Raw genomic sequence first — 24,433 nt, forward strand, 5'->3', positions numbered from 1 at the left:
TCTCGCATTCAAGATAATTTTTGAGGGTCCTTCATGCACCAGTCACGCCCCAGCGATGCCGTCGATCTCATCCTCCAGCAATGGGCCAAAGAACGCCCGGATCTGGACGTCAGCCCGATGGGGGTGATCGGGCGTATTGGCCGCTGCTCGGCCTTGCTGCGTCGCGAGTTGCTACCCGTGTTTGAGCGCTTCGGCTTGAGCGCCTGGGAGTTCGATGTGCTGGCGACCTTGCGCCGCAGCGGCGCCCCCTATTGCCTGGCGCCCACGGCCCTGTTCTCGGCACTGATGATCACCTCCGGGACCATGACCCGGCAGCTGCAGCAGCTGGAGGCCGCCGGCTGGATCAGCCGCACCCCCAATCCCAATGACGCCCGCAGTCTGCTGGTGCAGCTCACCCCGGCAGGCCTGGCGCTGATCGACCAGGCTGTGGAGGCCCATGTCGACAATGAGGCGCGCATTCTCGAAGCCCTGCCCGCCACGATCCGCGTGCAACTCAACGAGGGGCTGTCGGCGCTGTTGGCTATATTGGAACCTGTGCAGAAGTGACTCGACAGGCCGCCGGATTGTCTCGGCTGTGAAGGCGGCAGCCACCCCTGCGGGCGAACCAGACAAGAGAGCAGTACAGCATGAGCGATGAACTGAAGATCGAAGACATCCAGTTGGGTGATGGCAAGGAAGTGGTCAAGGGTGCCCTGATCACCACCCAATACAACGGCTACCTGGAAGATGGCCGCAAGTTCGACTCCTCCTACGACCGCGGCAAGCCCTTCCAGTGTGTGATCGGCACCGGTCGGGTGATCAAGGGCTGGGATATCGGCATGATGGGCATGCGCGTGGGTGGCAAGCGCAAGCTCTATGTCCCGTCCCATCTGGGTTACGGCGAGCGGGAGTTCGGCGCCTATATCAAACCCCACTCCAATCTAATCTTCGAGGTGGAGTTGCTGGAAGTGCTGACCCGGGATGAGTAGATCGCGCGCCGGACGCTGGCGGTGCTCAGCGTCCGGTGTGTGGTCATGGCTGTGAGCGGTTAGCCCCGCCGAGCGAGCGGCCACCCGCATGCTCTGCGCAGGTAGCTAGGCCACTACCGGGATCAATGGATCGGCTGCGGCCAGGGCGGTCGCGCGATCAGCCTGGGGCGGGTAGATCCACTGGGTGTTGATCTGGACTTTCAGCGTCTTGGCCTCAGGGCCGGTCAGCAACACCTGGCGCTCCCAGCCTTCGGTAAACACTGCGCCCCAGCCGCCCAGATCCAGGCAGGTAACGTATTTGGGCTGGCTATAGGCAATCGGCGCGACACCGAGCAGATCAGCGGCGGCGTTATTGCCGGCCGAGCGGCCTAGGGCAATGGCGTGCTGGCAGCTCATCAGGGCGTGGTTGCCATGCTCGTCCACGGCGGCGTAGGCGGTATCGCCGGTGGCATAGATGGCGTCCTGGCCGAACACCTTGAGGTGGCGATCCACGTGCAGGCGGCCATGCGCGTCGCGTTCGCCGTTGATCTGCCGGGTCAGTGGCGAGGCGTTTACGCCCACGGCAAGGACCACCGTACTGGCGGCAATGCGTTCGCCGTTGCCCAGATGCACGCCGTGCTCAGTGACCCTGGACACCGGGCTGCCGAGCCGCCAGGTGACGCCCAGGCTGTCGCTGGCTGCGGCGACGATCCCGGCAACTGCCTCGCCCATGGCCGCGCCAACCTGTTTGGCCCTATCCACCACGATCACGCGGATGTCGGTCTGTTCCCCGAGTATGGCGCGCAGGCGTGCCGGCATTGCGCTGGCGGTTTCGATCCCGGTGAAGCCGCCGCCGACCACCACCACGGTGTTGCGCGCCGCGCTCTCCGGCTGCTGCGCCAGGTTTTGCAGGTGGGCTTCGAGTTTTTGCGCCGACTCCAGGCTGTCGACGTCGAAGGTAAAGCGTTCGATACCTTCCAGCGGTGGGCGCGCCACCTGGCTGCCTGATGCGAGGATCAGGCGGTCATAGTTCAGCTCAGCCTCGGCACCCGAGGCGTCGCGGTAGCTAACGCACTGGTTGGCGGCATCAATCTGCGTGGCGCTGCCCTGGACGAAGCGCACACCCACGGCCTCGAACAGCGGGCCGAGCGGGGCGATTGTGCTGGCCAGGTCGGGTTCATAAAAGCGTGGACGTACGCGCAGCTCCGCCTGGGGCGCAAGCAGGGTGACATTGACGTCCAGACGCTGCTGTTGATCAAGCAGGCGCACGGCGCTGAGTGCACTCCACATACCGGCAAAGCCGGCACCGATGATCAGGATTTGCTGTTGCATATGGGTAGGTTCCCGTGGTGAAGAGAAAGGCTGTTGGCTGACGACGGGAGTGATTCTGCTTCTAGCTTGGATCAAGGTATTGATCCATTCTTGGCAAAACTCATTGATCCACTTTGGAGTGGCCATGCCTGCTGAAAAATCACCGCCGCAGGTGATCTTCCTACCATTGGGCACGCCCGAGCCGGGCGTCAGCCTGCAGCGCTGGCTGTATGAGGCGCTGCGCGGCGCCATTCTTGGCGGCCGTCTGCCGGCTGGCAGCAAGCTGCCCAGCACGCGCGCGCTGGCCGAGCACTACAAGCTGGCGCGGGGTACGGCCCAGGCGGCCTATCAACAGTTGTTGTCCGAGGGCTATCTGGAGGCGCAGACCGGCAGCGGTACGCGGGTATGTGCCGTGTTGCCGGATGCCACGCTGAACGCCGGCTATGTGCGGCGCAAGATCGTGGCCCCGCAAGAGGCGCCGCGCACACCACCGGCCTCGCCATGGGTCGAACGCCTGGAGGCGATCACCCCAATCTTTGCGCGGCACTCGGTGATGCCGGGTTTGCGCCCGTTCTTCCCGCATCGGGGTGATATTCAGGCGTTCCCGGTCGATCTGTGGCGCAAGCTGCATATCCAGCAGCTGCGCGCCTCGCGGCTATCCATCCTGCTCGATTCGGACCCTGGCGGCTTGCCGGCGTTGCGTGAAGCCATCGCCGGCTACCTGGCCATCGCCCGGGGTGTGCAGGTGCCGGCCGAACGCATTCTGATACTCAGCAGCGTGCAGCAGGGACTCGACCTGTGCCTGCGCCTGTTGGCACCGGGCAACGCCCAGGTGTGGATGGAAGACCCCGGCTACCCCGGCGCGCGTCAGCTGATCGATGTATCGGGCGTGACGCGCGTGGATGTGCCGGTCGACGCCTACGGTCTTCAGGTGGAGGAGGGCGTACGCCTGGCCCCCGATGCCCGGCTGGCCTATGTCACGCCGTCACGACAGGCGCCGCTGGGCAGTGAGTTGTCCCCAGCGCGGCGTCTGGCCCTATTGCAGTGGGCGGCGCAGCACGGCAGCTACATCTTCGAGGACGACTACGACAGCGAATACCGCTTTATCGCCAAGCCAATTCCGGCACTGCGCTCGATGCCGGCGGCAGAGCAGTCGGTGATCCTCGCTGGCACCTTCAGCAAGCTGCTGTTTCCCTCCATCCGCCTGGCCTACCTGGTGTTGCCGGCGCACCTGCTGGAGAGTTTCACCCGCGCCGCCGCGCTGATGTCCCGCCACGCCAACAGCCTGTCGCAAGCGGTACTGGCCGACTTTATCCATGAAGGGCATTTCGACCGCCATGTACGGCGCATGCGCAAAATCTACGCCGCACGCGCCGAGGCCTTCGCCGAGTCGGCGCAGCGGCATTGGCAGGGGTTGATTGATGTGCCGGAGATTCGTGCGGGGCTGGATATCACCTGCAACCTGCAGGTGAACGACGAACAGGCGGCCTTCGCCCGCCTGCAGGCCGCCGGTATCGACAGCATGCCGCTGGCGCGCTACTGCGTGCTGCCCCGAGAAGCGGGGCTGGTGCTGGGTTTTGCGCCCTATGCCGAGCGCGCTATCGACGATGCGGTCCGGGCAGTGGCCCGGGCCCTGAAACGCTAGTGGCATCGGTAGGCTAAGGGGATGAGTTGCCTGCTGGCGCGGACTTGAGCGTGCTCAGGGATACAGAGGAGGCACTTTGCTTATGGCTGCAACAGCCTTAATGGGCCGTGCACTGCGGCTTGATAAGCCTGCAACAGCACCGCCAGGTCAGCCTTGGGCATCGGCCCGCGATGGCGTTTCAGTTGGCGCAGGTCATGCCGCGCGGCATCCAGGGTGCGCCAGCGGCGGCGGCTTTTTTCCAGATCGAGCAAGGCTATTTCGACCCGAGTCTGTCCTTCCTGATCTGTCTGGGTTTTGACAAAGATATGCTTGGGGTAGCAACAACCATGCTGCCAGCCCGCCTGGTGCAGGCGCGCCAGGGTTGCCGCCACTTGCGGCATTACTGCATGGCGGCATTCGGCGCCTGGCGCGCTGGCATACCACTGTTCCAGGCTGACAAAACCTTGCAGGGCCTCGGTCACCAGCAGCGCCTGCCATTGGCCTTGGTGCTGGCGCGCGGCGCAATAGACGATAGTCGGCGTTTTCAAGCCAATGCGGGCGAATGCGCGGTAGGCCTTGATTTCGCGCAGAACGGTTGGGCGGCCCAGAGGGTGGCGCAGTGAGCGGTAGGTGTGGCCGCTCTGGCGCTTGCAATACAGCGGCCGATGGCTTGGGTCGCGCGGCTCCAGCAAGCGCACGCCACTTTCGCCGCCACGCCGCTGATTGGCCGGCTCCACCCAGACACCAGGACTCTGCCACCAGCGGTCAAAGTGAGTGCTCGCCACTTCGTTCAGCGCGTGGTTGTGCAGCAGATCCATGCCTAGCCCTCCTGCTTGCGCAGCACGTAGGTCCGCCACATGGCATAGCCGGGCAGGAAGTCTTCGTAGCCGATAACCTGAAAACCGGCCTGCCTGAACTCATCTTCGACCACTGCCCGGGCCACCACAAAACGATTCTGGTTCTGTGCTGCCCGTCCTTCGGCGGTGCGGCGCTGTTCCAGGCGTCGGCGTTTCCAGGCCTTGTAGTTGCCATCGACCCACAGCGAGACGATCACCGTGTCGCGGGTGACCCGATGAAACTCGCGGAGCATGGCCAGGCGATGCGCGGCGGATTCGATGTGATGCAGCAGGCGGATCGAGAAGATGCAATCCACCGCATTGGCCTCCAGTTCAATGGCAAATGCCGAGGTCTGCAAGGTATTGACCCGCGCCACCACCTCGGCCGGTTGTGCGGCCAGGGCGGTGGCGAGCATGTCGGCGGAGTTGTCGGCCGCCAGAATCACTCGATTCGGCTGCTCGGCCAGCAGTGGCCAGAAACGCCCGGCGCCGCAGGGTAGGTCCAGAACCAGAGTGGGCTCATCGGCCAGTTTCAGGGCATGCCGTGCCACCTGCACATCGCGCCAGTGGGACAGGCGCCGGGCCAGGCCATCCTGATGCTTGTGCAGGTATTGCCGGGCATGTGCCCGATCGTACTTGCGGGAAAATTCGAGTTCGATGGGGGTTGTTTTAGCCATGTTCAACAGTCGATCTCCTGCACCGTGGAGCCTCTCGGCGAGAGGCCGGTTGGTGATTGGTTGTGCAGGATGGGCCGCTAAACTTAAGCCCGGCTTAACCGCCTTCAGGCTGTAGCGCTTAACCTCAGATACGCCTTAAACAACAAACCCGGCACTGGGCCGGGTTTGATGCATCACACTGCGAGGCTTACTTGATCTCGACAGCCAGGCTGTCGTGGATCTTCTGCTGCCAGATGGCAGGCCCGGTGATATGCACCGATTCGCCATTGGTGTCGACCGCCACGGTCACCGGCATGTCCTTGACCTCGAACTCGTAGATGGCTTCCATGCCGAGTTCTTCGAAGGCCAGCACCTTGGACTTCTTGATCGCCTGGGCCACGAGATAAGCTGCGCCGCCGACGGCCATCAGGTACACGGCCTTGTTGTCCTTGATCGCCTCGATGGCAATCGGGCCGCGCTCGGACTTGCCGATCATGCCGAGCAGGCCGGTGCTTTCCAGGATCTGCCGGGTGAACTTGTCCATCCGGGTGGCGGTGGTGGGGCCGGCCGGGCCAACCACTTCTTCGCGCACCGGATCGACCGGGCCGACGTAATAGATAAAGCGGCCTTTCAGATCGACCGGCAGTTCTTCGCCCTTGTTCAGCATGTCGACCATGCGCTTGTGTGCAGCGTCGCGGCCGGTGAGCATCTTGCCGTTGAGCAGGATGGTCTCGCCCGGTTTCCAGCTCTGCACCTCTTCCGGGGTGAGGGTGTCCAGGTTGACGCGGCGCGCGCTCGGGCCTGCTTCCCAGACGATTTCCGGGTAGGCGGACAGGTCCGGCGCTTCCAGTTCGGCAGGTCCCGAGCCGTCGAGCACGAAGTGGGCGTGACGGGTGGCGGCGCAGTTGGGGATCATGCACACCGGCAGGCTTGCTGCGTGGGTCGGGTAGTCCATGATCTTGACGTCGAGCACGGTGGTCAGGCCGCCCAGGCCCTGGGCACCGATGCCCAGCTGGTTGACCTTGTCGAACAGCTCCAGGCGCAGTTCCTCGATGCGGTTCTGCGGGCCGCGGGCCTTCAGTTCATGGATGTCGATGTGCTCCATCAGCACTTCCTTGGCCATCACCGCAGCCTTCTCGGCGGTGCCGCCGATGCCGATGCCGAGCATGCCCGGCGGGCACCAGCCGGCGCCCATGGTCGGCACGGTCTTCAGAACCCAGTCGACGATGGAGTCGGACGGGTTGAGCATGGCCATCTTCGACTTGTTCTCGGAGCCGCCGCCCTTGGCCGCGACGTCCACTTCGACCTTGTCGCCGGGGACGATGGAGTAGTGGATCACCGCCGGGGTGTTGTCCTTGGTGTTCTTGCGGGCACCGGCCGGGTCGGCGAGGATCGAGGCGCGCAGGACGTTTTCCGGCAGGTTGTAGGCGCGACGCACGCCCTCGTTGATCATGTCGTCGACGCTCATGGTGGCGCCGTCCCAGCGCACGTCCATGCCGACGCGGATAAATACGGTGACAATGCCGGTGTCCTGGCAGATCGGGCGGTGGCCGGTGGCGCACATGCGCGAGTTGATCAGGATCTGCGCCATGGCGTCCTTGGCTGCTGGCGATTCTTCGCGCAGGTAAGCCTCGTGCATGGCCTGGATAAAGTCCACGGGGTGGTAATAGGAGATAAATTGCAGGGCATCGGCGACGCTCTGGATCAGATCGTCTTGCTTGATCACGGTCATGCTGGGCGCTCCTTTTTCTGGGGCAGGAACTTCAAGGGGCGCCGCGTGTTACTCCGGCGCGCAGTGCGGTAAAAAAGGGCACGCAGTATAGCGCGCAAGGCGTGGGGCGGACACCTGCCGCTCTGCGACCTTGGTCTTTAGCGACCTCCGATGGACGGTCTGTATGCCCACCTTTGGCCGGGCTAGGCACGAGGGCGGCACGCGGGTACAGTGACGGCTAGATGCCAGTATGGGATGGAGTCCGTGAGCACACGCAGCCAGAGTGCGACTCAGCGAACACTGCAGGGCCTGTTGCTGAAGCGTTTCGGCATGGCCGTGGCGACCTATGGCCTGACCGCCTTGCTGTGCTGGGTCGGCTTCTTTGTCGGGCTGTTCCAGGCCACGGCGCAAACCGCGGTGCTGATGACGCTGGGCGCTGCTGCCAGCCAGCTGGTGTTTCTCGCCCTGTTTCTTAGCCGTGGCAATCTGCGCTTTGCCGATCCCAGTCTGACCGAGGCCCAGGTGCTGACGGCCCTGACCTGGCTGACCCTGCTGTTGGGGCTGTTCGATGAAGGCCGCGGCAGCATGCTGGTGATCTATGTGCTGATCATGTTGTTCGGCGTGTTCCAGTTGCCGCCCCGGGTCTTTGTACGCTGCGCCCTGTTCGCCTTTTTCGGTTTTGCCAGCCTCAACCTCTACGAGGGCTACCAGCTGCAGCTGAGCACCCCATCGGTGGCCATCATGCAGGTCTGTGTGCTGGCGGTGGTGCTGACCTGGCTCTGTCTCTTCGCCACCTATGCCCAGGCCATGCGCCAGCGCATGCGCCAGCGCCGTTTTGCCCTGCAGGCGCATCAGGACACCTTGCGCGGCATGATGCGTCAGCTGGAAGACCTGGCCGCTACCGACGAGCTGACCGGGCTGTGCAACCGCCGGCATTTTCTGCGCCTGGCCAGCCACGAGCTGGAGGGCATGAGTCGTGGCTGTCAGCATGGCCTGGCCCTGCTCGATCTGGATCACTTCAAGCGCATCAATGATGTGCATGGCCATGCCGCCGGTGACCGGGTGTTGCAGACCTTTGCCGCCGTGGCGCGGGCCTGTCTGCGCGACGGTGATGTGATTGCCCGCTATGGCGGCGAGGAGTTCGTGCTGCTGTTGCCCAATACCGAGGCCGACCAGTTTTCCGCCTGTTGCGAGCGTCTGCGCGAGGCGTTCAACCATGCCGAACCCTTGGGGGTGAGGGTAGGGCCGCTGAGCCTGTCCATCGGCATGACCCTGGTGCACAAGGATGATGACCTCGACGATGCCCTGCAGCGGGCCGACCAGGCCCTGTACCAGGCCAAGCGCGATGGCCGCAATCGCTGCGCGGCGACCTGGGAGGATGCCGATGCCTGAGTTGCGCGTGGGTGCGCAACGGCATGTTGTTTCCACCTCTACCAACCTGCTCGATGCCCTGTTGGATGCAGGGGTGGCTGTGCCCTACAGCTGCCGTGCCGGCAGTTGTCATGCCTGCCTGGTGCGCTGCCTGAGTGGCGAACCCCTGGATCAGCAGCCCGAGGCCCTGGCTCCAGACAAGCGTGTCCAGGGCTGGCGCCTGGCCTGCCAGTGTCGACTGGTGGACGATCTGCAGGTGGAAGTCTTCGACCCCATGCGCGATGGCCTGCCGGCCCGGGTACTGGCCTGTGACTGGCTGGCGGGTGAGGTGCTGCGCCTGCGTCTGCAGCCCGAGCGACCACTGCGCTATCAGGCGGGCCAACACCTGCAGCTATGGAGCGAGCAGGGGGTGGCCCGGCCCTATTCCCTGGCCAGTGTGCCGGGGGAGGATGACTGGCTGGAGTTTCATATCGACTGTCGCCAGGGCGGCGCCTTTCGCGATGCCGCCCGCGCCCTGCGCCCGGGGGATGGCCTGCGTCTTGGCGAGCTGCGCGGCGGCGCTCTGCACTATGACCCGGACTGGCAGACCCTGCCGCTCTGGCTGCTGGCCTCCGGCACCGGTCTGGCGCCGCTCTATGGGTTGCTGCGCGAGGCGTTGCGCCAGGGGCATCAGGGTGCGATACGCCTGATCCATGTGGCCCATGACCCGGCCGGCCATTATCTGGTCGAGCCTCTGGCCGAGCTGGCCGCGCAGCATCCCCAGCTGCAGGTGGAGTACTGGACGACGGCCGAGTTGCAGCCGGCTTTGGCACAACTGCGCCTTGTTTCGCGGCAGACCCGCGCCTTACTCTGTGGCCATCCTGCCACGCTCGACGATTTCGCCCGGCGCCTCTATTTGGCGGGTTTGCCGCGCAGTCAGATATTCGCCGACCGGTTTCTACCCCATATGTAGGATGCCTGGCCCGCCCAGGCTGTGCACACTCGATCCCGCTACATCCGCTTTCTGCTGCGCGCGGTCTGGGCGACGCGGCGTACCCCGAGGTTTTGGAGCACCTATGAGCGAACACCTGCAAGTCGAACGCGATGGCGCGCTGCTGACCCTGCGCATGCATCGTCCGGAGAAGAAGAATGCCCTGACCCGGGCCATGTACAGCGGCATGGCCGAGGTGCTGCGCCAGGCCGATCAGGACAAGAGCGTGCGCGCGGTGCTGATCACCGGCAGCGAGCAGTGCTTTACCAGTGGTAACGATGTGGCTGACTTTATCCAGGCGCCGCCCACCGGCCTGGGCAGCGAAGTGTTCCAGTTTATGCTGGCCCTGTTCGAGTTCAGCAAGCCGGTAGTGGCGGCCGTCAGCGGTCCGGCGGTGGGCATCGGCACCACAATGCTGCTGCATTGCGACCTGGTTTACGTGAGCCGCGATGCGACCCTGAAGATGCCCTTCGTTAACCTTGGGCTGTGCCCGGAATACGGCTCCAGCCTGATCCTGCCGCGCCTGCTCGGCCATGCCCGCGCTGCCGAGTTGCTGTTGCTGGGGCAGAGCTTTACCGGTGAACAGGCGGCCAGCTGGGGCATTGCCAACCAGGCCCTGGCCGATGGTGCGGCGACCCTGGCCAAGGCCCGGGAGATGGCCCAGCGCTTCGAGCAGCTGGCGCCGGCAGCGGTCGCCGACAGCAAGCGGCTGATGCGCGCCCCGGATCGTGAGCAGCTGCGCCGGGTGATCGAGGAGGAGGGCGCCCTGTTCGGCCAGCGTCTGCGTTCGCCGGAAGCCATCGAAGCCCTGAGCGCCTTTATGCAGCGGCGTACCCCGGATTTCAGTAAGTTCGCCTGATTTCTTGAGGCAAGCAGAAAGGTCGCTCAGTGAGCGTAATGCTGTTCACTTTAGCCACGGCCGGATGCGGTCAGTCCCCTCGCCCCTCTGGGGAGAGGGTTAGGGAGAGGAGCGTCTGGCATTTTCGCAGTGCCTCAGCCCTCTCCCCCAGCCCCTCTCCCATAAATGGGAGAGGGGAGCAAAACGTACGCGACCTTAAATGAACAGCATTTCGCTCCATGAGCGGTCTTTAGTATTGCGGGTGTTTTAAACCAGGGCTTCACCCACATGCAGCAGCTTCAGGGTATTGGTGCCGCCGATGGTGTGGTAGCTGTCGCCCTTGGTCAGGATCACCCAGTCGCCGGCTTGCACCACGCCACGCTTGAGCAGCTCGTCCACGGCCGCCTGGCTGACTTCACTGGGCTGCAGCGCCGCCGGATCGAAGGGCACCGGGTACACACCACGCAGCAGGGCCGCCCGGGCCTGGGTTTCGCGGTGCGGGGAGAAGGCGAAGATCGGCACCGAGGAGCGGATGCGCGACATGATCAGCGGGGTGTAGCCGCTTTCGGTCAGGGCGATAATGGCCTTGACGCCGGGGAAGTGGTTGGCGGTGTACATGGCGGCCAGGGCGATGCTTTCGTCGCAGCGCGCAAACTCGGTGCCCATGCGGTGGCTGGAGGTCTTGCTGGTGGGGTGCTTTTCCGCCCCCAGGCAGATCCGCGCCATGGCCTGTACGGCTTCCAGCGGGTAGGCGCCGGCGGCACTTTCCGCCGAGAGCATCACCGCATCGGTGTAGTCCAGCACGGCGTTGGCCACATCGGAGACTTCGGCACGGGTCGGCATGGGGTTCTGGATCATCGATTCCATCATCTGCGTGGCGACGATCACGGCCTTGTTCAGGCGGCGGGCGTGCAGAATGATCTTTTTCTGGATGCCACACAGTTCGGCATCGCCCACCTCAACGCCGAGGTCGCCGCGGGCCACCATCACCGCATCACTGGCACGGATCAGGCCGTCCAGGGTCTCGTCGTCGGCCACTGCTTCGGCGCGTTCGACCTTGGCCACCAGCCAGGCGGTGCCGCCGGCCTCATCGCGCAGCCGGCGGGCGTAATCCATGTCCGCGGCATCGCGGGGAAAGGACACTGCCAGGTAGTCCAGTTCCATCTCGGCAGCCAGCTTGATATCGGCCTTGTCCTTCTCGGTCAGGGCCGGGGCGGTGAGGCCGCCGCCACGGCGGTTGATGCCCTTGTGGTCGGACAGCGGGCCGCCGATGGTCACCTCGCAGTGCAGGGCGTCGGTTGTGGCCTCGAGCACGCGCATCACCACCCGGCCGTCGTCCAGCAGCAGCTCGTCGCCGACGCCGCAGTCCTTGACCAGGTCCGGGTAGTCGATGCCGACGATGTCCTGGGTGCCGGCGTCCAGGGGGTGGCTGGTGGAGAAGGTGAAGCGGTCGCCAATCTTCAGTTCGATGCGCTTGCCCGCGAATTTGGCGATGCGGATCTTCGGCCCCTGCAGGTCGCCGAGCAGGGCAACGTGGCGCCCGTGTTTGGCCGCCAGCTCACGCACCAGGCGGGCGCGGGCCTTGTGCTCGTCCGGGGTGCCGTGGGAGAAGTTGAGACGGGCCACGTCGAGGCCGGCGATGATCAGTTGTTCGAGGACTTCGGGGCTGTTGCTGGCGGGGCCGAGGGTGGCAACGATTTTGCTGCGGCGAAGGGTCATGCAGGCACTCCATGGATAGCGTCTGCCGAGCAGGCTACTACGCCGCGACTCTGTAGTCATTGTTGCACCACACTACCTATCGCGGCCTGTTGTCACGGTGCGTTGCTGTTCAGTGCCTGGTCCAGATGACGTGCCGCCTTGGTGTTTAGCTCGCTATGGGGGAACTGCACCAGCAGGCGGCGCAGGTAGCGGATGGCCTTGTCGCGGTCGGCATGGGGGTTGTCCGGCGCCTGGTACATCAGGGCCAGCTGATACAGGGCTTTCTCCTTGATGTCGGCCGGGATACCCGGGTCGCTCAGGGCCAGCAGGTACAGCTCCTCGGCCTCATCCACGCGGTTTTTCAGTACGGCGCGGCGCGACAGCAGGGTCATGTCCGGGTCGAGGCTGGCCTTGTACAGATCCAGTCGGTGATCCGGCTGCCAGTGCGCCAGCAGCTCCCTGGAGCTTTTCTGCACCGGCTCGCTATGCCGCTGGCGGATCAGCAGGATGCGCGCCTCGGCCCGTTCGGCGGCGCGGCTGGCAGGAAACTCATCCAGCACCTGATGCAGGTAGTGAAGCGCCTTGCTGTCATCGCGGCCCTCGTTAAAGCGATTCATATACAGCAGGCCGGCCTGATAAAGGGCGATGGCGCGTACTTCGTCGCTCAGGTTGCGGTCGTTGTAGCCCGTCAGATAGAGCTTCTCGGCCTGGGCGCTGCGGTCGTCGCGAATGGCCTGGGCGCTGTAGGTCAGCAGGTCGCCTTCCTCTTCGATGGCGGCCAGCATGCGGTTGTTCTTCAGGGTCTTGTATTCCACCACCTCATGGGTGGCGACCTGGGCGATAAACAGAGGTGTGGTGGGAGAGCAGGCGCTGAGCAGACTAATACCAAGCAGGACAAGTGACAGGCGGATGACAGGCATGGGGGCTCCAGATTAGCTTGGCCGTTCCGCCAGTCTAGTTAGCTGTGGCGCTGCCCACCACGGCTGAGCAGATAGTCCCATCGGAGGATTGGGTCTGTAGGTTTTTTCGCTGCAGTCGATACACTGCACATCACAGGAGGGCTCTATGCGAATTTTATTGGTGGTTTGTGTGATGTTGGGTTTGCTGGGGTGCAATCGCTACTCGTTTGATCGACACCTCAATAGCGCTTATGAGGCCTATGAGCGAGGCGAGTGTGAGGCCGCCATTCTGTCGTTGTCCAAGGCCGAGCGCACCAGCCGTTCGCGGCGCCATATGCAGCCTGAGATTTCTCTGCTACGGGGCCAGTGCCTGGAGCGCCAGGCTTTATTCGTAGATGCCATGCAAACCTATCAATTCATCCTCACCCAGTATCCGGCGAGCGAATATGCCTACCGTGCCCGGGCTCGAATGGAAACGCTGCGCCAGTTGGGCCATGACGGCCTGCCGGCGTCGGTCAAGTTGGTGCCGGCTACGCCTTGATTAGCGTGATTCGTATGGGCGGCCGGTTCAGTGATTGTGGTGTGCGCAATGCAGGGAGAACATTTATGCGTGCGATATGGTGTCTGTTGCTATTGCCGGGCGTGGCAATGGCGGAGATATATCGTTGGACCGACGAGCAGGGGCGCGTCCATTTCGGCCAGCGTCCGGCTGCTGATGTGCAGGCTCAGCAGGTGGAGGTCAGACCCCAAGTCATAGAGCGCGATGAAGAAACCAAGGGGCGGGAGGAGCGCGCCGCACGCTTTTATCAGGCACGACAAGCAGAGCAGGCCCAGGCCGCTGCCGAGGCTGCTGAGCAGCGTCGTCAACGGGATGCTGAATGCGCGAAATTGCAGCGTAAGCTTGCAGATATTCCTGAAGGTGCCAGTTATTACCGCAAGGATGCGCAGGGGCAGCGCGTGTACTACAGCGATGAGGAGTTGGATGCCACTCGTCGGCAACTGCGTGACCGAATATCCGAACGCTGTTCCTGAGCCTGGCTGATACGTGGGTGTGGGGCCATACTCAAATGCTCAGTAGCCATCTGCTAGCATTCCTATGCCCGTGCAACGCCGCATCGAGCGCCATCAGCTGCCTTACTACCTGAAGGTGTTCAACCGCTTTACTGACAAGCCGATGGGCTACATCGGCAATGTCTCCCTGGATGGCCTGCTGTTGATCAGCCAGCTGCCCATGCTGGTGGGCGCGCGGTTCGATATGCGTTTGAAGATTCCCGGCCAGCATGGCCTGCATTGCATCGACTTCTCCGGCACCTGCCAGTGGTCGCGCGAGGATGTCACGCCCGGTTGTTACGATTCGGGCTTCGCCCTGGTGGCCCCGCCGGCTGACTATGTGGAAATGGTCGATGCGCTGCGTTTCTATTTCAGCTTTCACCCGCTGGCGGCCTCGGCCTAGGGCGCGCGGCGTGACTGGCTGGCCCGGCCCAAGCCGTGCGAGCTGGTTACAAGGCTGTTGGATAAATAGATACTAAAAAACCGCCATAAAGGCGGTTTTTTAGTGTCGCTCGAAGCCTTTTAGGCGTTAACCGGCTGTTCCAGCGGCGCCAGTTGCAGCAGGGCATCGGAGCGCGCCTGGACTTCACGGTAGCGTTCCGGGTCGCTGGCCAGAACCTTACCCATGGCCGGGAAGATCTCGTCCAGCTTGCTGCGCCATTGCTCAGACTTGACGCGCTCGGGGAAGCAGCGGTTAAGCAGATCAAGCATGATCGAAACGGTTACCGATGCGCCTGGCGAGGCACCCAGCAGTGCGGCGATGGAGCCGTCGGCCGCGGCCACCAGCTCGGTGCCGAACTGCAGGATGCCGCCGTTCTTCGGGTCTTTCTTGATGATCTGTACGCGCTGACCGGCCATCTCCAGGCGCCAGTCTTCGGCCCTGGCCTCGGGGTAGAAACCGCGCAGGGTTTCCAGGCGCTGCTCTTCGGACTGCATCACTTCCTTGATCAGGTAGCGGGTCAGGTCGAAGTTGTCGCGGGCCACCGCCAGCATCGGGCCGATATTGTTCGGGCGTACCGACAGTGGCAGGTCGAGGAAGGAGCCGTGGCGCAGGAACTTGGTGGAGAAGCCGGCATACGGACCGAACAGCAGGGAGGTCTTGCCATCCACCACGCGGGTATCCAGGTGCGGTACCGACATGGGCGGCGAGCCCACGGCCGCCTGGCTGTAGACCTTGGCCTGGTGCTGCTTGACCACCTCGGGGTTGTCGCAGCGCAGCCACTGGCCACTGACCGGGAACCCACCAAAGCCCTTGCTTTCCGGAATGCCGGAGAGTTGCAGCAGCGGCAGGGCGGCACCACCGGCGCCGAGGAAGACGAACTTGGTCTTGATCTGGCGGTTGGCGCCGGTCTGGGTGTCCTTGATGGTGACTCGCCAGCCATCGCCATCGCGGTTCAGATCGGTAACCTTCTGGTTGCAGGTCACTTTGGCCTCGGCCTGACGGCCCAGGTAGTCCAGCATCTTCTGGGTCACGGCGCCGAAGTTGACGTCGGTGCCGCCCTCGGCGCGGGTCATGGCCAGGGGTTCGCTGGGGTCGCGTCCGGGGATCAGCAGCGGCGCCCACTTGGCAATGGTGGCGCGATCCTCGGTGTATTCCATGGAGCTGAAAGCGTGGTGCTGGGTCAGCGCATCGAAGCGCTTCTTCAGGAAGGCGATGCCCTCATTGCCACGCACCATGCTCATGTGCGGCACCGGGTTGATAAAGCTGCGCGGTGAGCCGATGGCGCCTTTATTGACCAGATAAGCCCAGAACTGCTTGGACTCTTCAAACTGGGCGTTGATGGTGACCGACTTCTTGATGTCGATCGAACCATCTGCCGCTTCCGGGGTGTAGTTCAGTTCGCACAGAGCCGCGTGGCCGGTGCCGGCATTGTTCCAGGGGTTGGAGCTCTCGATCGCCCCGGAGGCCATCAGTTCCACCACTTCCAGCTTGATGCCCGGGTCGAGCTCCTTCAGCAGCACGGCCAGGGTCGCGCTCATGATGCCGGCTCCAACCAGCACCACATCCATCGTTTCGTATTCGTTCTGCGTCATTACCACTTCTCCGCAAACCAGCACTCAATAGACGTTAGTTGGCTTGTGCGCAAAGCACAGCCTATCAGCAGTCGAGGAGAGACTCGGGGTTATAGGGGGAAGGGCTCAAGATGCAGATTACTGCCGCAAGATCGTTCATTTTCGCCACACTCTCGTGAAGTTTTCAAAACCGTTTCTGTCACGCTCTTTTGGAGCTGTGAACCTCAAGCACGTCTGCGCCGGTCTGCCTTTTTACCGGCATAGCAGCGCCTTGCATGGTTGCAAGGCATTCTGCGTATGGGTAAAGGCGGCGGCCTGGGCGGCAGCGCGAAGTGGGCGACTCTCTGGGGCGTGGCCGATGGGGGTGCATCAGCGTTACGGCAAGGCCCGAACAGGAGGCGTCCTTATAATCGGGGCGCGATTATAAGGCCAAAGCGGGAAAATTGATTGCCTGACGTGGCTTTTCTTCGACCGATGATCAGGCGGTCAGCGCCTTGGGGCGAAAGGCCGGGCTCTGTTGGGCGCTGATTCTGACGTGGGCGGGCAAGCGCTGATCGAGCCAGTGCAAACCCATCGTCTCGACTTCAACCCAGCCCAGGCCTTGTGGCGCCTGGGCTGAGTGGCGCAATGCGCGGCAGATGCCCTGGGCGTCGAGCAGGGCGAAGCAGCGTTTGACGGGGCGCGGAGCGAGCAGGGCACGAAGTGAAAACATGGCGATGACTCACGGCTGGGGAAGACTAAAGTCTTATGCCAGAGCGTCGTGACAGCGCCATGACGGGAACCAAAATCGTCGCCATAACGTCCCAGCAAGGCCCTGTTAGGCCCTGGCCGCGCTGGTTATACTGCGGCCACTTTTGCATACGCCCCTTTTTATTGGAGAGATGAGCATGCTGCAGCGTCTGCTGATTGGTCTGGTCGCAGTCACCAGTCTGGCCTTGGTGGGGTGCGCCCACAGCCCGCAACAACTCCGTCCGCAACCGACTCTCAATGCGCCGCTGACTGCCGTGGGGCAGGGCCAGCCGGTGGTGGTGCGGGTGGCGGATGGTCGTCCCTCTCCGGTGCTGGGAACCCGTGGCGGCCTCTATCCTGATACCAGCGCAATCAGTGTCAGCGGCCAGGACGTGCTGCCCAAGCTGCAGGCCCAGGCCGAGGCCGCCGTGCGTCTACTCGGCTTTACCCCCACGGCTGGCGCCTACAATGCCCCGCAGTTGACCCTGACCCTGGCCGAGTTGAAGTACCAGTCGCCCAAGGAAGGCCTGTATGTGACCGAAGCCGATATCGCTGCCACCATGCGGATCGAGGTGCAGAATGCCAATCGCCGTTACAGCGGTCGTTATGGTGCCTCCCTCAATCAGCGTTTCGGCATGGCACCGAACCAGGCCACCAATACCAAACTGGTCAGCGATGTGCTCAGCGATGCCCTGACCCGGGCCTTCAAGGATCCGGCCGTGGCGCAGATGCTGGCGCAGTAGGCTCCCCCGTAAAGCACAAAGCCCGTCTAGACCGGGCTTTGTGCTTTAAAGATCCTGGGTATCAGGCCGCTTCGCTGTAGTGACCGGGCTCGCTGATATCGGGCAATGCGTAATGCTCGTGACCCCCGAGGGTGCAGTACACAAGCCAGTTGTGATCCTGCACATTGAATGACAGCTCGTCGATCACCGCTTCGATCTCCTCCAGGCTGTCGATCAGATAGTCGTGGTCTTGGGGTTGCGTATGCAGCATGGGTCTTCCCTCCTTGAGTGGTTGGCTGGCCTGGGGCGCCTGTCTGGTTTGCCCCGGGCCCTTAGACCATAGGCCATGAATGTGACAGCGTTTAGACCGGCTGGTCATTTATCTTGCAGTTCGTCGGAAAGGGATCTGGTCAGGGGGCTGATTGGGTAGACTGCGCGGCCTTTGGGCACGCTCGGCTCGGTCGCAGCGTGTCGCCGTCATCGGGGTTCGGAGCAGGAAGCCGGTGACCCCAAGTTGAGGTCGAAGATGTCGTTGCAGGTGTTGTGGTCGCTGTTTCTTGCCTATCCTGCCCAGCTGCTCAACGGGCTGGCGCTGTTTTTTGCCCTGGCCGGGGCCTGGCTGCTACTGGCCACCCGCATGCGCGAGCAACGAGTTGTGGCCCGCCTGTTGGCCCAGGGTGAGCTGGATGAGCTGGGCAGCGCCGAATATCCCGAAGACGAGCCGGGCCTGCGCATCAACCGCTTCTTTTACGGCTTTGGTCTGGTGACGCTGGCCGCGGCGCTGCTGATTTCCTGGGCCAGTACCCAGGTTTAGCCGGCCATCGCCCAGCAAGAGAAACGGCAGCCCAGGGCTGCCGTTTTTGCATCCGCCGCCGAGCCTGCTAGAGCGGCAAGCCAGCTTTGATGCGGTACTGATTGCGCACCGGATTGGCGTATTGGCGGATCAGCTGTGGCCGCTGTTCCGCCGGGCAGGCGTCCAGGCGCCGCTGCCATTCGCGGCTGGCCTTGGCCAGCTCGTCGGCGGGGAACAGCTCGCTGGCGTCCGGCACGGCCAGTTGCGGGTCGCGCTCGCTGTGCATGGCATAGGCCAGGTAGTGCACGGGGAACAGGCGATAGCCGGTGAGAATCTGTCGGTCCATTTCACTGGCCAGTTGCTTGCTGTCTTCCGGGCACTGCCTGATCGGCTGGCCGAAATGGATATGCACCCGGCCCTTGTAGCCGGTAATGCCCAGGGCAATGCTCTGGTCGTCTTCGCCTTGCGCCTTCTGATAGCTGCCGCTGCTCTCGCGGATAAACAGCTCGCGGGCCTTGGCCTGGTCACAGGGGTCGTATTCGTAGCTGATCGACACCGGGATCAGCTGCAGGGAATTGATCACCTCGGCGAAGGGCTCGTCCTTGCGGCTCATGTGGAACATCTTGAGGATGGCCGAGTCGGTGCGGTCATCACCGTCCTTGGCACGGCCTTCGGCCTGGGCGATCCAGATCGACTCACCGTCCTTGAGGATCGAATGGTTGATATAGGCCGACAACAGCTGAAAGGCCGCCAGCTTTTCGCGCCGGCCGCTCAGCGAGCGGTGCACGATAAAGCTCTTGTTCAGGCGCATCAGATCGCTGACAAAGGGCTTCTGCAGCAGGTTGTCGCCAATGGCGATGCGCGGTGTCGGCAGCCCGGCGTGGTACACGGCGTAGTTGACGAAGGCCGGGTCCATGACGATATCGCGGTGGTTGGCCAGAAACAGGTAGGCGTTGCCCCGGGACAGGTTTTCCGTGCCGGAGTAGGTCACGCCGTCGGTGGCGCGCTCCACCGTGCGGTCGATATAGGGTTCGATTTTTTCCTGCAGTCCGGCCACGCTGTTGATGCCGCGGAACTCAAGCCCCAGGCGATAGGCTATAAGTGGTTTGAGCAGCCAGGCGAATGAGCCGGCCAGGCGCGGAAAGCGGAAGCGGGTGAGCGTGTCGAGAAAGGCCTGATCCTTCAGCAGGCGCGCCATAACGGCGGGCACTTCGGCGTCGGCATAAGGTCGGATGGCATCGAATTCGCCCATCATGTTCTCTTGTGGTTGGCTGCGGTGGTGGTGGCGCCCGCTTTAGGAAATCCGGGGCCAGGTATAGACCGGCGATTATACGCCCAAGTCACACGGAGGCTCAGATGCTGGAATATCAGGCTTACCAATGCCCCTATTGCGGCGAATCGGTGGAGGCGACTCTGGATCTGTCCGGCGGCGATCAGCAGTACATCGAGGATTGCCCGGTGTGTTGCCGACCGGTGCTGTTCGAGTTGTGCACCGATGGTCGTGACTGGTCCCTGGTCGTGCGTACGGAGAATGACTGATGCAGCGAATCTACGAGCCCCAGGACACCATGGAAGGCGAACTGTTACAGGCCATGCTGGCCAGCGAGGGGGTAAAGGCCTATCTGACCGGTCGTCACCTGTCCGGCGCGGTGGGTGAGTTGCCCGCTTGTGGGCTGCTGGGGTTGTTGGTGGACGATGAGCAGGCCGAGCGCGCGCAGCAGCTGATCGCCGCGTACAATGCGGCGCAACCCTTGCCCGGTGATGACGCGGAGCCAAGCCTGGGCGTGCTGCTCTGTTGAGTCACGCCCGCCGCTCCGCTGCAATGCTTTCCCCCTGTTGAGCCTGCCCATGTGTGGACGTTTTGCCCTGTTTCGCTGGTCTGCCGAGTTTGCCGCGCTGCCAGGCTTTCCCGCTGACCAGCAGCCCCATTGGAATATTGCCCCGCCGGCCCAGGTGCTGTTGCTGCGCCATACCGAGGATGCGCCAAGGTTGGACCGGGTGCGTTGGGGGCTGACGCCGGCCTGGCTCACCGACCTGAGCAAGACCCCCGCCCAGGCCCGGGCCGAAACCCTGGCCGAGCAGCCGATGTTTCGCGAGGCCTTTCGTCTGCGCCGTGGCCTGGTACCGGCCAACGGCTTCTATGAATGGCGTGGCAGTGCCCGCAAGCGCGCCTACTGGATGACCGCCGAGGACTCGATTCTGTATTTCGCCGCCTTGTGGGAAGCCTATCCGGTCTCCGGGCACAACTATCTGAGTACCGCCCTGGTCACCCAGGAGGCCGGTGGATTGCGCCGGCCGCTGGTGCTCGATGCCGCCGAGCGGGCGCTATGGCTGAACCCGCAAACCCCGCAGTCCGATCTGCTCGCCCTGTTGGCCCGCCCCCAGGTGCAGCTCAGGGAGCGTGCCCTGGCCAGTCTGGTCAACGATCCTGCGCTGGATGCGCCGGAGTGTCTGACTCCGGCGTGAATCCTCCGTCCAGGCAGCAGCGCGGTTCGGTCTAGACCTTGAACTGGTTGATCAGCCGGCGCTGCTGTTCGGCCAGCTTGGTCAGTTCAGCACTGGCCTGGCTGGCCTCATCGGCGCCACCGGCAACCTCATTGGCCACCTGGCCAATATTGGTGACGTTGCGGTTGATATCCTCGGCGACGGCACTCTGCTCCTCGGCGGCGCTGGCGATCTGGGTGTTCATGTCGTTGATCACCGACACCGCCTGGGTAATGTCGTTCAGGGCCTGGGCGGCCGCGCTGGCCTGTTGCACGCTGGTTTCGGTCTTGTTCTGGCTGTCCTCCATGACCCGCACCACATCACGCGTGCCCTGCTGCAGTTGCTGGATCATGCTCTGGATTTCTTCCGTGGCCTGTTGGGTTTTCTGCGCCAGATTGCGCACCTCATCCGCCACCACGGCAAAGCCGCGCCCCTGTTCGCCGGCGCGCGCCGCTTCGATGGCCGCGTTCAGCGCCAGCAGGTTGGTCTGCTCGGCAATTCCGCGGATGGCCACCAGGATGGCGTTGATGTTCTCGCTGTCCTTAGCCAGGGTCTGCACCACACCGACGGCGCGGCCGATTTCCGCAGCCAGGGCGGCAATCGAATCGGCGGTGAGCTGAACTGTCTGGCGGCCCTGGTGGGCAGCCTGGTCGGCGTGACTGGCAGCCTCTGCCGCCTGCGTGGCATTACGGGCCACGTCCTGTGCGGTAGCCGTCATTTCATGCACGGCGGTGGCCACCTGATCAATTTCGGCCAGCTGTTTCTGCATGCCCTGGTTGGTGCGAATGGCGATATCGGCGGTGTGTTCCGAGGAGTCGCTGACCTTCTGCACCGAGCTGACCACCTGGGTGATCATGCTCTGCAGCTTGCCGAGGAAGGTGTTGAACCCCTTGGCGATCGCTCCCAGCTCGTCGGCGCGATCCACCTCCAGGCGCCGCGTCAGGTCACCGTCGCCCTGGGCAATATCGTCGAGCATGGCCACCATCTGCTTGAGGGGTTTGGCGATGCCATAGCTGACCAGCCAGATCACCAGCAGGCCAAGGGCGGCGACCAGCAGGCCGACCAGAGCCATGCCCAGGGTATCTTCGTTGGCTTGCGCAGCCAGGTCATTCTGCAGTTGATGCAGTTCGGTCAGTACGGCTTCTGTGGGCAGCGCGATGGCCAGGGTCCAGCGGGTTTCGGTGCCGGCAACGCGGAAGGGCTGCAGCAGCTGCACGTTTTCGCCCCCGGCATCCAGACGCAGGATGGGCTTGTCGCCGCCGTTCTGCCTGAAGGCCTGCAGCAATTCGGGGTCGAGCGCCTTCTCGGCGGGCTGGGTGATCAGGCTGGCGTCCTTGGTCGCCGCGATCAGGCTGCCATTGGCGGAAATCAGCGCCAGTTCGCCGGCCCCGGCATAGAGCTGCTGCTTGGCCTGGTTGAGCAGGTCCTGGATAAAGTCCAGGGCCAGGTCGTTACCGGCAATGCCCTTGAACTGGCCGTCTACCATGATTGGCGCATTGAAGGAGGCGACCAGCACCTGCTTGCCGCCGAAGTCATAGGACGCCGGGTCGATCACGCAGGGCTTGCCGGTTTCCTTGGGGCACAGGTAGTACTCGCCGGTACGCACGCCAGTCGGCTGGCGCTCCTCGCTTTCCATCTGCTCGACGGTCAGCGGCTCGCGCTTGAGCTGGCCGCCGTCGCGGTACCACCAGGGCATAAAGCGTCCGCTGGCGTCATAACCGTTTTCTGTCTGACCGGCGTAGAGATCGTCGTCCTGGTCGAAGGCATTGGCTTCCCAGCCGATATAAACGTCGATCAGGTCGGGGTTGTCCTGCAGGTATTCGCCAACCAGGGCGCTGAGCTCCTCGCGGCTGATGCTCAGCACCGTGCCGTCGGACATGGGCTGGCCCAGGCGGCTGTTGAGGGTGGCGATGGCCTTGGCCACCAGCATGGGCTGCTCGAACTGGCGTTGCAGCTTGCCGACCTGGGCGTCGGCAATGGCTTCCAGACGCTGGTTGATGGTGGCCTGTAACAGGCTCTGGGTACGCTGCTGCACCAGCTCCTGGGTACGACTACCGGCGAACAGGGCGTACAGCACAAGTGCCACGACCACGGCCAGAATGCTTGCGCCGGCCAGAAGGGCGACGGAAAACTGGATCGACTTGAATCGCATGGGGACTCCTCAACGCATGGACTGCGCCTGTCCCTGGCGTATCGGCCGCTAATGACTAAAGCATTAGCGCTCCTGCAACTAGCAAAGAAGCTTGGCGGTCATAGTGCAAGTCGCGCGGGTTGTTTTAGGTAAAAGCACGCCCTAGCATACGGCCCCTGTCGTGAAGGAGAACGTACATGAATATGCCATTTCGTCTGGCCAGCCTGGCCTGTTGCTCGCTGCTGGCGGCCTGTCAGGCGGTGAATACCACCAGCGGTGGTGCGGTGGGGGTTGAGCGCAAGCAGTATATGTTCAGCATGCTCTCGACCCAGGAAGTCAATCAGATGTATGCCCAGTCCTATCAGCAGACGCTGGGGGAGGCGTCCAGCAAGGGCGTGCTGGACAAGACCAGCACCAATGCCAAACGCCTGCAGCGCATTGCCAATCGCCTGATTGTCCATGCTCCGATCTTTCGCCCGGATGCGGCCCAGTGGCAGTGGGAAGTCAATCTGATCAAGAGCCCTGAGCTCAATGCCAACTGCGGGCCGGGCGGCAAGATCATCTTCTACAGCGGCATTATCGAGAAGCTGCAGCTGAGCGATGACGAGATTGCCGCCATCATGGGCCATGAGATGGCCCATGCCCTGCGCGAACACAGCCGCGAGGCCATGTCCCGCGCCTATGGCGTGGCCATGGCCAAGCAGGGCGCCGGCGCGCTGCTGGGGCTGGGCGAGACTGGCATGGCCCTGGCCGACACTGTGGTGCAGTACAGCCTGACCCTGCCCAACAGCCGGGGTAACGAGAACGAGGCCGATCTGATCGGTCTGGAGCTGGCGGCTCGGGGTGGTTATGACCCCAATGCGGCGATCAGCCTGTGGCAGAAGATGGCTCAGGCCGGTGGTGGTGCGCCGCCGGAGTTTATGAGCACCCACCCTTCTTCGAGCAGCCGCATTGCCGCGTTGCAGGCGGCGATTCCGCGGGTGATGCCGTTGTATCAGCAAGCCAAGGCCGCGCGTTAAGACAGTAGGTAGGGTGCGCCGTGCGCACCGGGCTGGATCCACGAAGGCGCGCAGGCTGTATAACCTGCGCGCCTTCGTTACTCAGGGCAGGGCCTTTTCGGCGAAGGGCTGGGTGCTAAGCCCTAGCTGGGCGCGGAAACTTTCCATATCGAACATGGTGCAGATTTCCTGGATCTCGTTGGCTGGATTGAAGGTCCAGAAGGCCATGGCCGAGATGCTCAGGATCTTGTCACTGGGCGGATAGCCCAGTGCCGGTTTCTGGATGGTGCCGATCAGGGTGCTCCAGCTCACCACCTTATAGTCTTCGGCGATGCATTCCTCGATCACCACCTGCAGGTCCGGCATGGCGTGACGGATGTCCTGCACCATCTGCACGAAGGCCGGACTGGTGAGGGGGCGGCCAATAAAGGAGCTCTTGTACAGGAAGTCCTTGCTGTGCAGCTGTTCCACCAGGGCCATGCGACCTTTATTCCAGGACAGGTCTATATGGTGGCGAACCAGCTTCTTACGATCATCCAGTGACATCTCTATCTCCCTGACAACATGATGGGTTGAGCAAGATCTGGCGCACTGTAGCAGTAACCTCGGCCTGTCTTGCATTGGCCGAAGCGCCAGATCGATGGCGTCATCC

27 protein-coding genes and 1 pseudogene are annotated in these 24,433 nt (G+C 63.3%); 15 read left to right on the forward strand and 13 right to left on the reverse strand.

Annotated features, from left to right (window positions below):
- The first annotated feature begins 33 nt into the window (after positions 1–33).
- Positions 34–546 carry a MarR family winged helix-turn-helix transcriptional regulator gene (locus tag GJV18_RS05980; RefSeq protein WP_160343788.1) on the forward strand — a complete coding sequence of 171 codons (513 nt, stop codon included), beginning with the start codon at positions 34–36 and terminating at the stop codon, positions 544–546.
- 80 nt (positions 547–626) lie between these two features.
- Positions 627–968 (forward strand): FKBP-type peptidyl-prolyl cis-trans isomerase, encoded by a 342-nt coding sequence (locus tag GJV18_RS05985; RefSeq protein ID WP_160343789.1) that lies wholly within the window; start codon positions 627–629, stop codon positions 966–968.
- A 105-nt stretch (positions 969–1,073) separates the two neighbouring features.
- Here the strand turns inward: GJV18_RS05985 and GJV18_RS05990 are convergent, their stop codons facing one another.
- On the reverse strand, positions 1,074–2,279 hold the full coding sequence (locus GJV18_RS05990) for an NAD(P)/FAD-dependent oxidoreductase (protein WP_160343790.1): 1,206 nt from the start codon (positions 2,277–2,279) through the stop codon (positions 1,074–1,076).
- A 124-nt stretch (positions 2,280–2,403) separates the two neighbouring features.
- Here GJV18_RS05990 and pdxR point away from each other — a divergent pair, with 124 nt between their 5' ends.
- A complete protein-coding gene (pdxR, locus tag GJV18_RS05995) occupies positions 2,404–3,903 on the forward strand; it encodes a MocR-like pyridoxine biosynthesis transcription factor PdxR (RefSeq protein WP_160343791.1) in 1,500 nt (499 codons plus the stop codon).
- An 80-nt stretch (positions 3,904–3,983) separates the two neighbouring features.
- Here pdxR and GJV18_RS06000 read toward each other — a convergent pair whose 3' ends face one another.
- The 3 genes from GJV18_RS06000 to GJV18_RS06010 all read right to left on the reverse strand — a co-directional run bounded on the left by GJV18_RS06000 (position 3,984) and on the right by GJV18_RS06010 (position 7,106).
- A complete protein-coding gene (locus GJV18_RS06000; RefSeq protein ID WP_160343792.1) occupies positions 3,984–4,700 on the reverse strand; it encodes a lipopolysaccharide kinase InaA family protein in 717 nt (238 codons plus the stop codon).
- A gap of 2 nt (positions 4,701–4,702) precedes the next feature.
- Positions 4,703–5,395 (reverse strand): class I SAM-dependent methyltransferase, encoded by a 693-nt coding sequence (locus GJV18_RS06005; protein WP_160343793.1) that lies wholly within the window; start codon positions 5,393–5,395, stop codon positions 4,703–4,705.
- 187 nt (positions 5,396–5,582) lie between these two features.
- Positions 5,583–7,106 (reverse strand): fumarate hydratase, encoded by a 1,524-nt coding sequence (locus GJV18_RS06010; protein WP_160343794.1) that lies wholly within the window; start codon positions 7,104–7,106, stop codon positions 5,583–5,585.
- 234 nt (positions 7,107–7,340) lie between these two features.
- On the opposite strand from GJV18_RS06010, the gene GJV18_RS06015 reads away from it, so the two are divergent.
- The 3 genes from GJV18_RS06015 to GJV18_RS06025 all read left to right on the forward strand — a co-directional run bounded on the left by GJV18_RS06015 (position 7,341) and on the right by GJV18_RS06025 (position 10,285).
- Positions 7,341–8,477, forward strand: coding sequence for a GGDEF domain-containing protein (locus GJV18_RS06015; RefSeq protein WP_218571967.1), 1,137 nt, complete (start codon positions 7,341–7,343; stop codon positions 8,475–8,477).
- Positions 8,470–9,408: an iron-sulfur-binding ferredoxin reductase gene (locus GJV18_RS06020; protein ID WP_160343796.1), complete on the forward strand. Its 939-nt coding sequence runs from the start codon at positions 8,470–8,472 to the stop codon at positions 9,406–9,408. Before GJV18_RS06015 ends, GJV18_RS06020 begins: the two co-directional genes overlap by 8 nt.
- A gap of 103 nt (positions 9,409–9,511) precedes the next feature.
- On the forward strand, positions 9,512–10,285 hold the full coding sequence (locus tag GJV18_RS06025) for an enoyl-CoA hydratase (RefSeq protein WP_160343797.1): 774 nt from the start codon (positions 9,512–9,514) through the stop codon (positions 10,283–10,285).
- 246 nt (positions 10,286–10,531) lie between these two features.
- Here the strand turns inward: GJV18_RS06025 and pyk are convergent, their stop codons facing one another.
- Together pyk and GJV18_RS06035 are read right to left on the reverse strand one after the other, a co-directional pair.
- Positions 10,532–11,983 (reverse strand): pyruvate kinase, encoded by a 1,452-nt coding sequence (gene pyk, locus GJV18_RS06030; RefSeq protein WP_160343798.1) that lies wholly within the window; start codon positions 11,981–11,983, stop codon positions 10,532–10,534.
- Between the two features lie 92 nt (positions 11,984–12,075).
- On the reverse strand, positions 12,076–12,882 hold the full coding sequence (locus GJV18_RS06035; protein ID WP_160343799.1) for a tetratricopeptide repeat protein: 807 nt from the start codon (positions 12,880–12,882) through the stop codon (positions 12,076–12,078).
- 145 nt (positions 12,883–13,027) lie between these two features.
- Here GJV18_RS06035 and GJV18_RS06040 point away from each other — a divergent pair, with 145 nt between their 5' ends.
- The 3 genes from GJV18_RS06040 to GJV18_RS06050 all read left to right on the forward strand — a co-directional run bounded on the left by GJV18_RS06040 (position 13,028) and on the right by GJV18_RS06050 (position 14,314).
- The gene (locus GJV18_RS06040) at positions 13,028–13,402 is read left to right on the forward strand and encodes a tetratricopeptide repeat protein (RefSeq protein ID WP_160343800.1); all 375 of its coding nucleotides are present in this window, start codon (positions 13,028–13,030) and stop codon (positions 13,400–13,402) included.
- Positions 13,403–13,467: 65 nt separating this feature from the next.
- Positions 13,468–13,893, forward strand: a complete 426-nt coding sequence (locus GJV18_RS06045; RefSeq protein ID WP_160343801.1) for a DUF4124 domain-containing protein — start codon at positions 13,468–13,470, stop codon at positions 13,891–13,893.
- A 64-nt stretch (positions 13,894–13,957) separates the two neighbouring features.
- On the forward strand, positions 13,958–14,314 hold the full coding sequence (locus GJV18_RS06050) for a PilZ domain-containing protein (RefSeq protein ID WP_160343802.1): 357 nt from the start codon (positions 13,958–13,960) through the stop codon (positions 14,312–14,314).
- 119 nt (positions 14,315–14,433) lie between these two features.
- On the opposite strand, the gene mqo is transcribed toward GJV18_RS06050, so the two are convergent.
- Both mqo and GJV18_RS06060 read right to left on the reverse strand, forming a co-directional pair.
- Complete coding sequence (gene mqo, locus GJV18_RS06055) at positions 14,434–15,945, reverse strand: malate dehydrogenase (quinone) (RefSeq protein ID WP_160343803.1); 1,512 nt, start codon at positions 15,943–15,945, stop codon at positions 14,434–14,436.
- 457 nt (positions 15,946–16,402) lie between these two features.
- Entirely contained in the window at positions 16,403–16,636 is a 234-nt protein-coding gene (locus tag GJV18_RS06060) for a hypothetical protein (protein WP_160343804.1), read from the reverse strand.
- A gap of 175 nt (positions 16,637–16,811) precedes the next feature.
- On the opposite strand from GJV18_RS06060, the gene GJV18_RS06065 reads away from it, so the two are divergent.
- Positions 16,812–17,396, forward strand: a complete 585-nt coding sequence (locus tag GJV18_RS06065) for a YajG family lipoprotein (protein WP_160343805.1) — start codon at positions 16,812–16,814, stop codon at positions 17,394–17,396.
- A 61-nt stretch (positions 17,397–17,457) separates the two neighbouring features.
- Here GJV18_RS06065 and GJV18_RS06070 read toward each other — a convergent pair whose 3' ends face one another.
- Positions 17,458–17,646: a hypothetical protein gene (locus tag GJV18_RS06070; RefSeq protein WP_160343806.1), complete on the reverse strand. Its 189-nt coding sequence runs from the start codon at positions 17,644–17,646 to the stop codon at positions 17,458–17,460.
- 255 nt (positions 17,647–17,901) lie between these two features.
- On the opposite strand from GJV18_RS06070, the gene GJV18_RS06075 reads away from it, so the two are divergent.
- Positions 17,902–18,189 (forward strand): hypothetical protein, encoded by a 288-nt coding sequence (locus GJV18_RS06075; protein WP_160343807.1) that lies wholly within the window; start codon positions 17,902–17,904, stop codon positions 18,187–18,189.
- 67 nt (positions 18,190–18,256) lie between these two features.
- Here GJV18_RS06075 and GJV18_RS06080 read toward each other — a convergent pair whose 3' ends face one another.
- Entirely contained in the window at positions 18,257–19,423 is a 1,167-nt protein-coding gene (locus GJV18_RS06080) for a 1-acyl-sn-glycerol-3-phosphate acyltransferase (RefSeq protein WP_160343808.1), read from the reverse strand.
- A gap of 101 nt (positions 19,424–19,524) precedes the next feature.
- Between GJV18_RS06080 and GJV18_RS06085 the strand changes: the two genes are divergently transcribed.
- Genes GJV18_RS06085 through GJV18_RS06095 form a run of 3 tightly spaced genes read left to right on the forward strand, consistent with a single transcriptional unit; the run spans position 19,525 to position 20,634 of the window.
- Positions 19,525–19,707: a CPXCG motif-containing cysteine-rich protein gene (locus tag GJV18_RS06085; protein WP_160343809.1), complete on the forward strand. Its 183-nt coding sequence runs from the start codon at positions 19,525–19,527 to the stop codon at positions 19,705–19,707.
- A complete protein-coding gene (locus GJV18_RS06090; RefSeq protein WP_160343810.1) occupies positions 19,707–19,967 on the forward strand; it encodes a putative signal transducing protein in 261 nt (86 codons plus the stop codon). Before GJV18_RS06085 ends, GJV18_RS06090 begins: the two co-directional genes overlap by 1 nt.
- 49 nt (positions 19,968–20,016) lie before the next feature.
- A complete protein-coding gene (locus GJV18_RS06095) occupies positions 20,017–20,634 on the forward strand; it encodes an SOS response-associated peptidase (RefSeq protein ID WP_160343811.1) in 618 nt (205 codons plus the stop codon).
- A gap of 31 nt (positions 20,635–20,665) precedes the next feature.
- On the opposite strand, the gene GJV18_RS18840 is transcribed toward GJV18_RS06095, so the two are convergent.
- On the reverse strand, positions 20,666–21,508 hold the full coding sequence (locus tag GJV18_RS18840) for a methyl-accepting chemotaxis protein (protein WP_407692351.1): 843 nt from the start codon (positions 21,506–21,508) through the stop codon (positions 20,666–20,668).
- A gap of 15 nt (positions 21,509–21,523) precedes the next feature.
- Positions 21,524–22,804: pseudogene (locus tag GJV18_RS18845) on the reverse strand (HAMP domain-containing protein); the annotation flags it as partial.
- A 176-nt stretch (positions 22,805–22,980) separates the two neighbouring features.
- On the opposite strand from GJV18_RS18845, the gene GJV18_RS06105 reads away from it, so the two are divergent.
- Positions 22,981–23,802 carry a M48 family metallopeptidase gene (locus GJV18_RS06105; RefSeq protein WP_160343813.1) on the forward strand — a complete coding sequence of 274 codons (822 nt, stop codon included), beginning with the start codon at positions 22,981–22,983 and terminating at the stop codon, positions 23,800–23,802.
- Positions 23,803–23,883: 81 nt separating this feature from the next.
- Here GJV18_RS06105 and GJV18_RS06110 read toward each other — a convergent pair whose 3' ends face one another.
- On the reverse strand, positions 23,884–24,327 hold the full coding sequence (locus GJV18_RS06110) for a ketosteroid isomerase-related protein (RefSeq protein WP_160343814.1): 444 nt from the start codon (positions 24,325–24,327) through the stop codon (positions 23,884–23,886).
- Positions 24,328–24,433: the final 106 nt, after the last annotated feature.

Origin of the sequence: Pseudomonas xionganensis (assembly GCF_009763245.1) — a bacterium.
Classification (GTDB): Bacteria; Pseudomonadota; Gammaproteobacteria; order Pseudomonadales; family Pseudomonadaceae; genus Aquipseudomonas; species Aquipseudomonas xionganensis.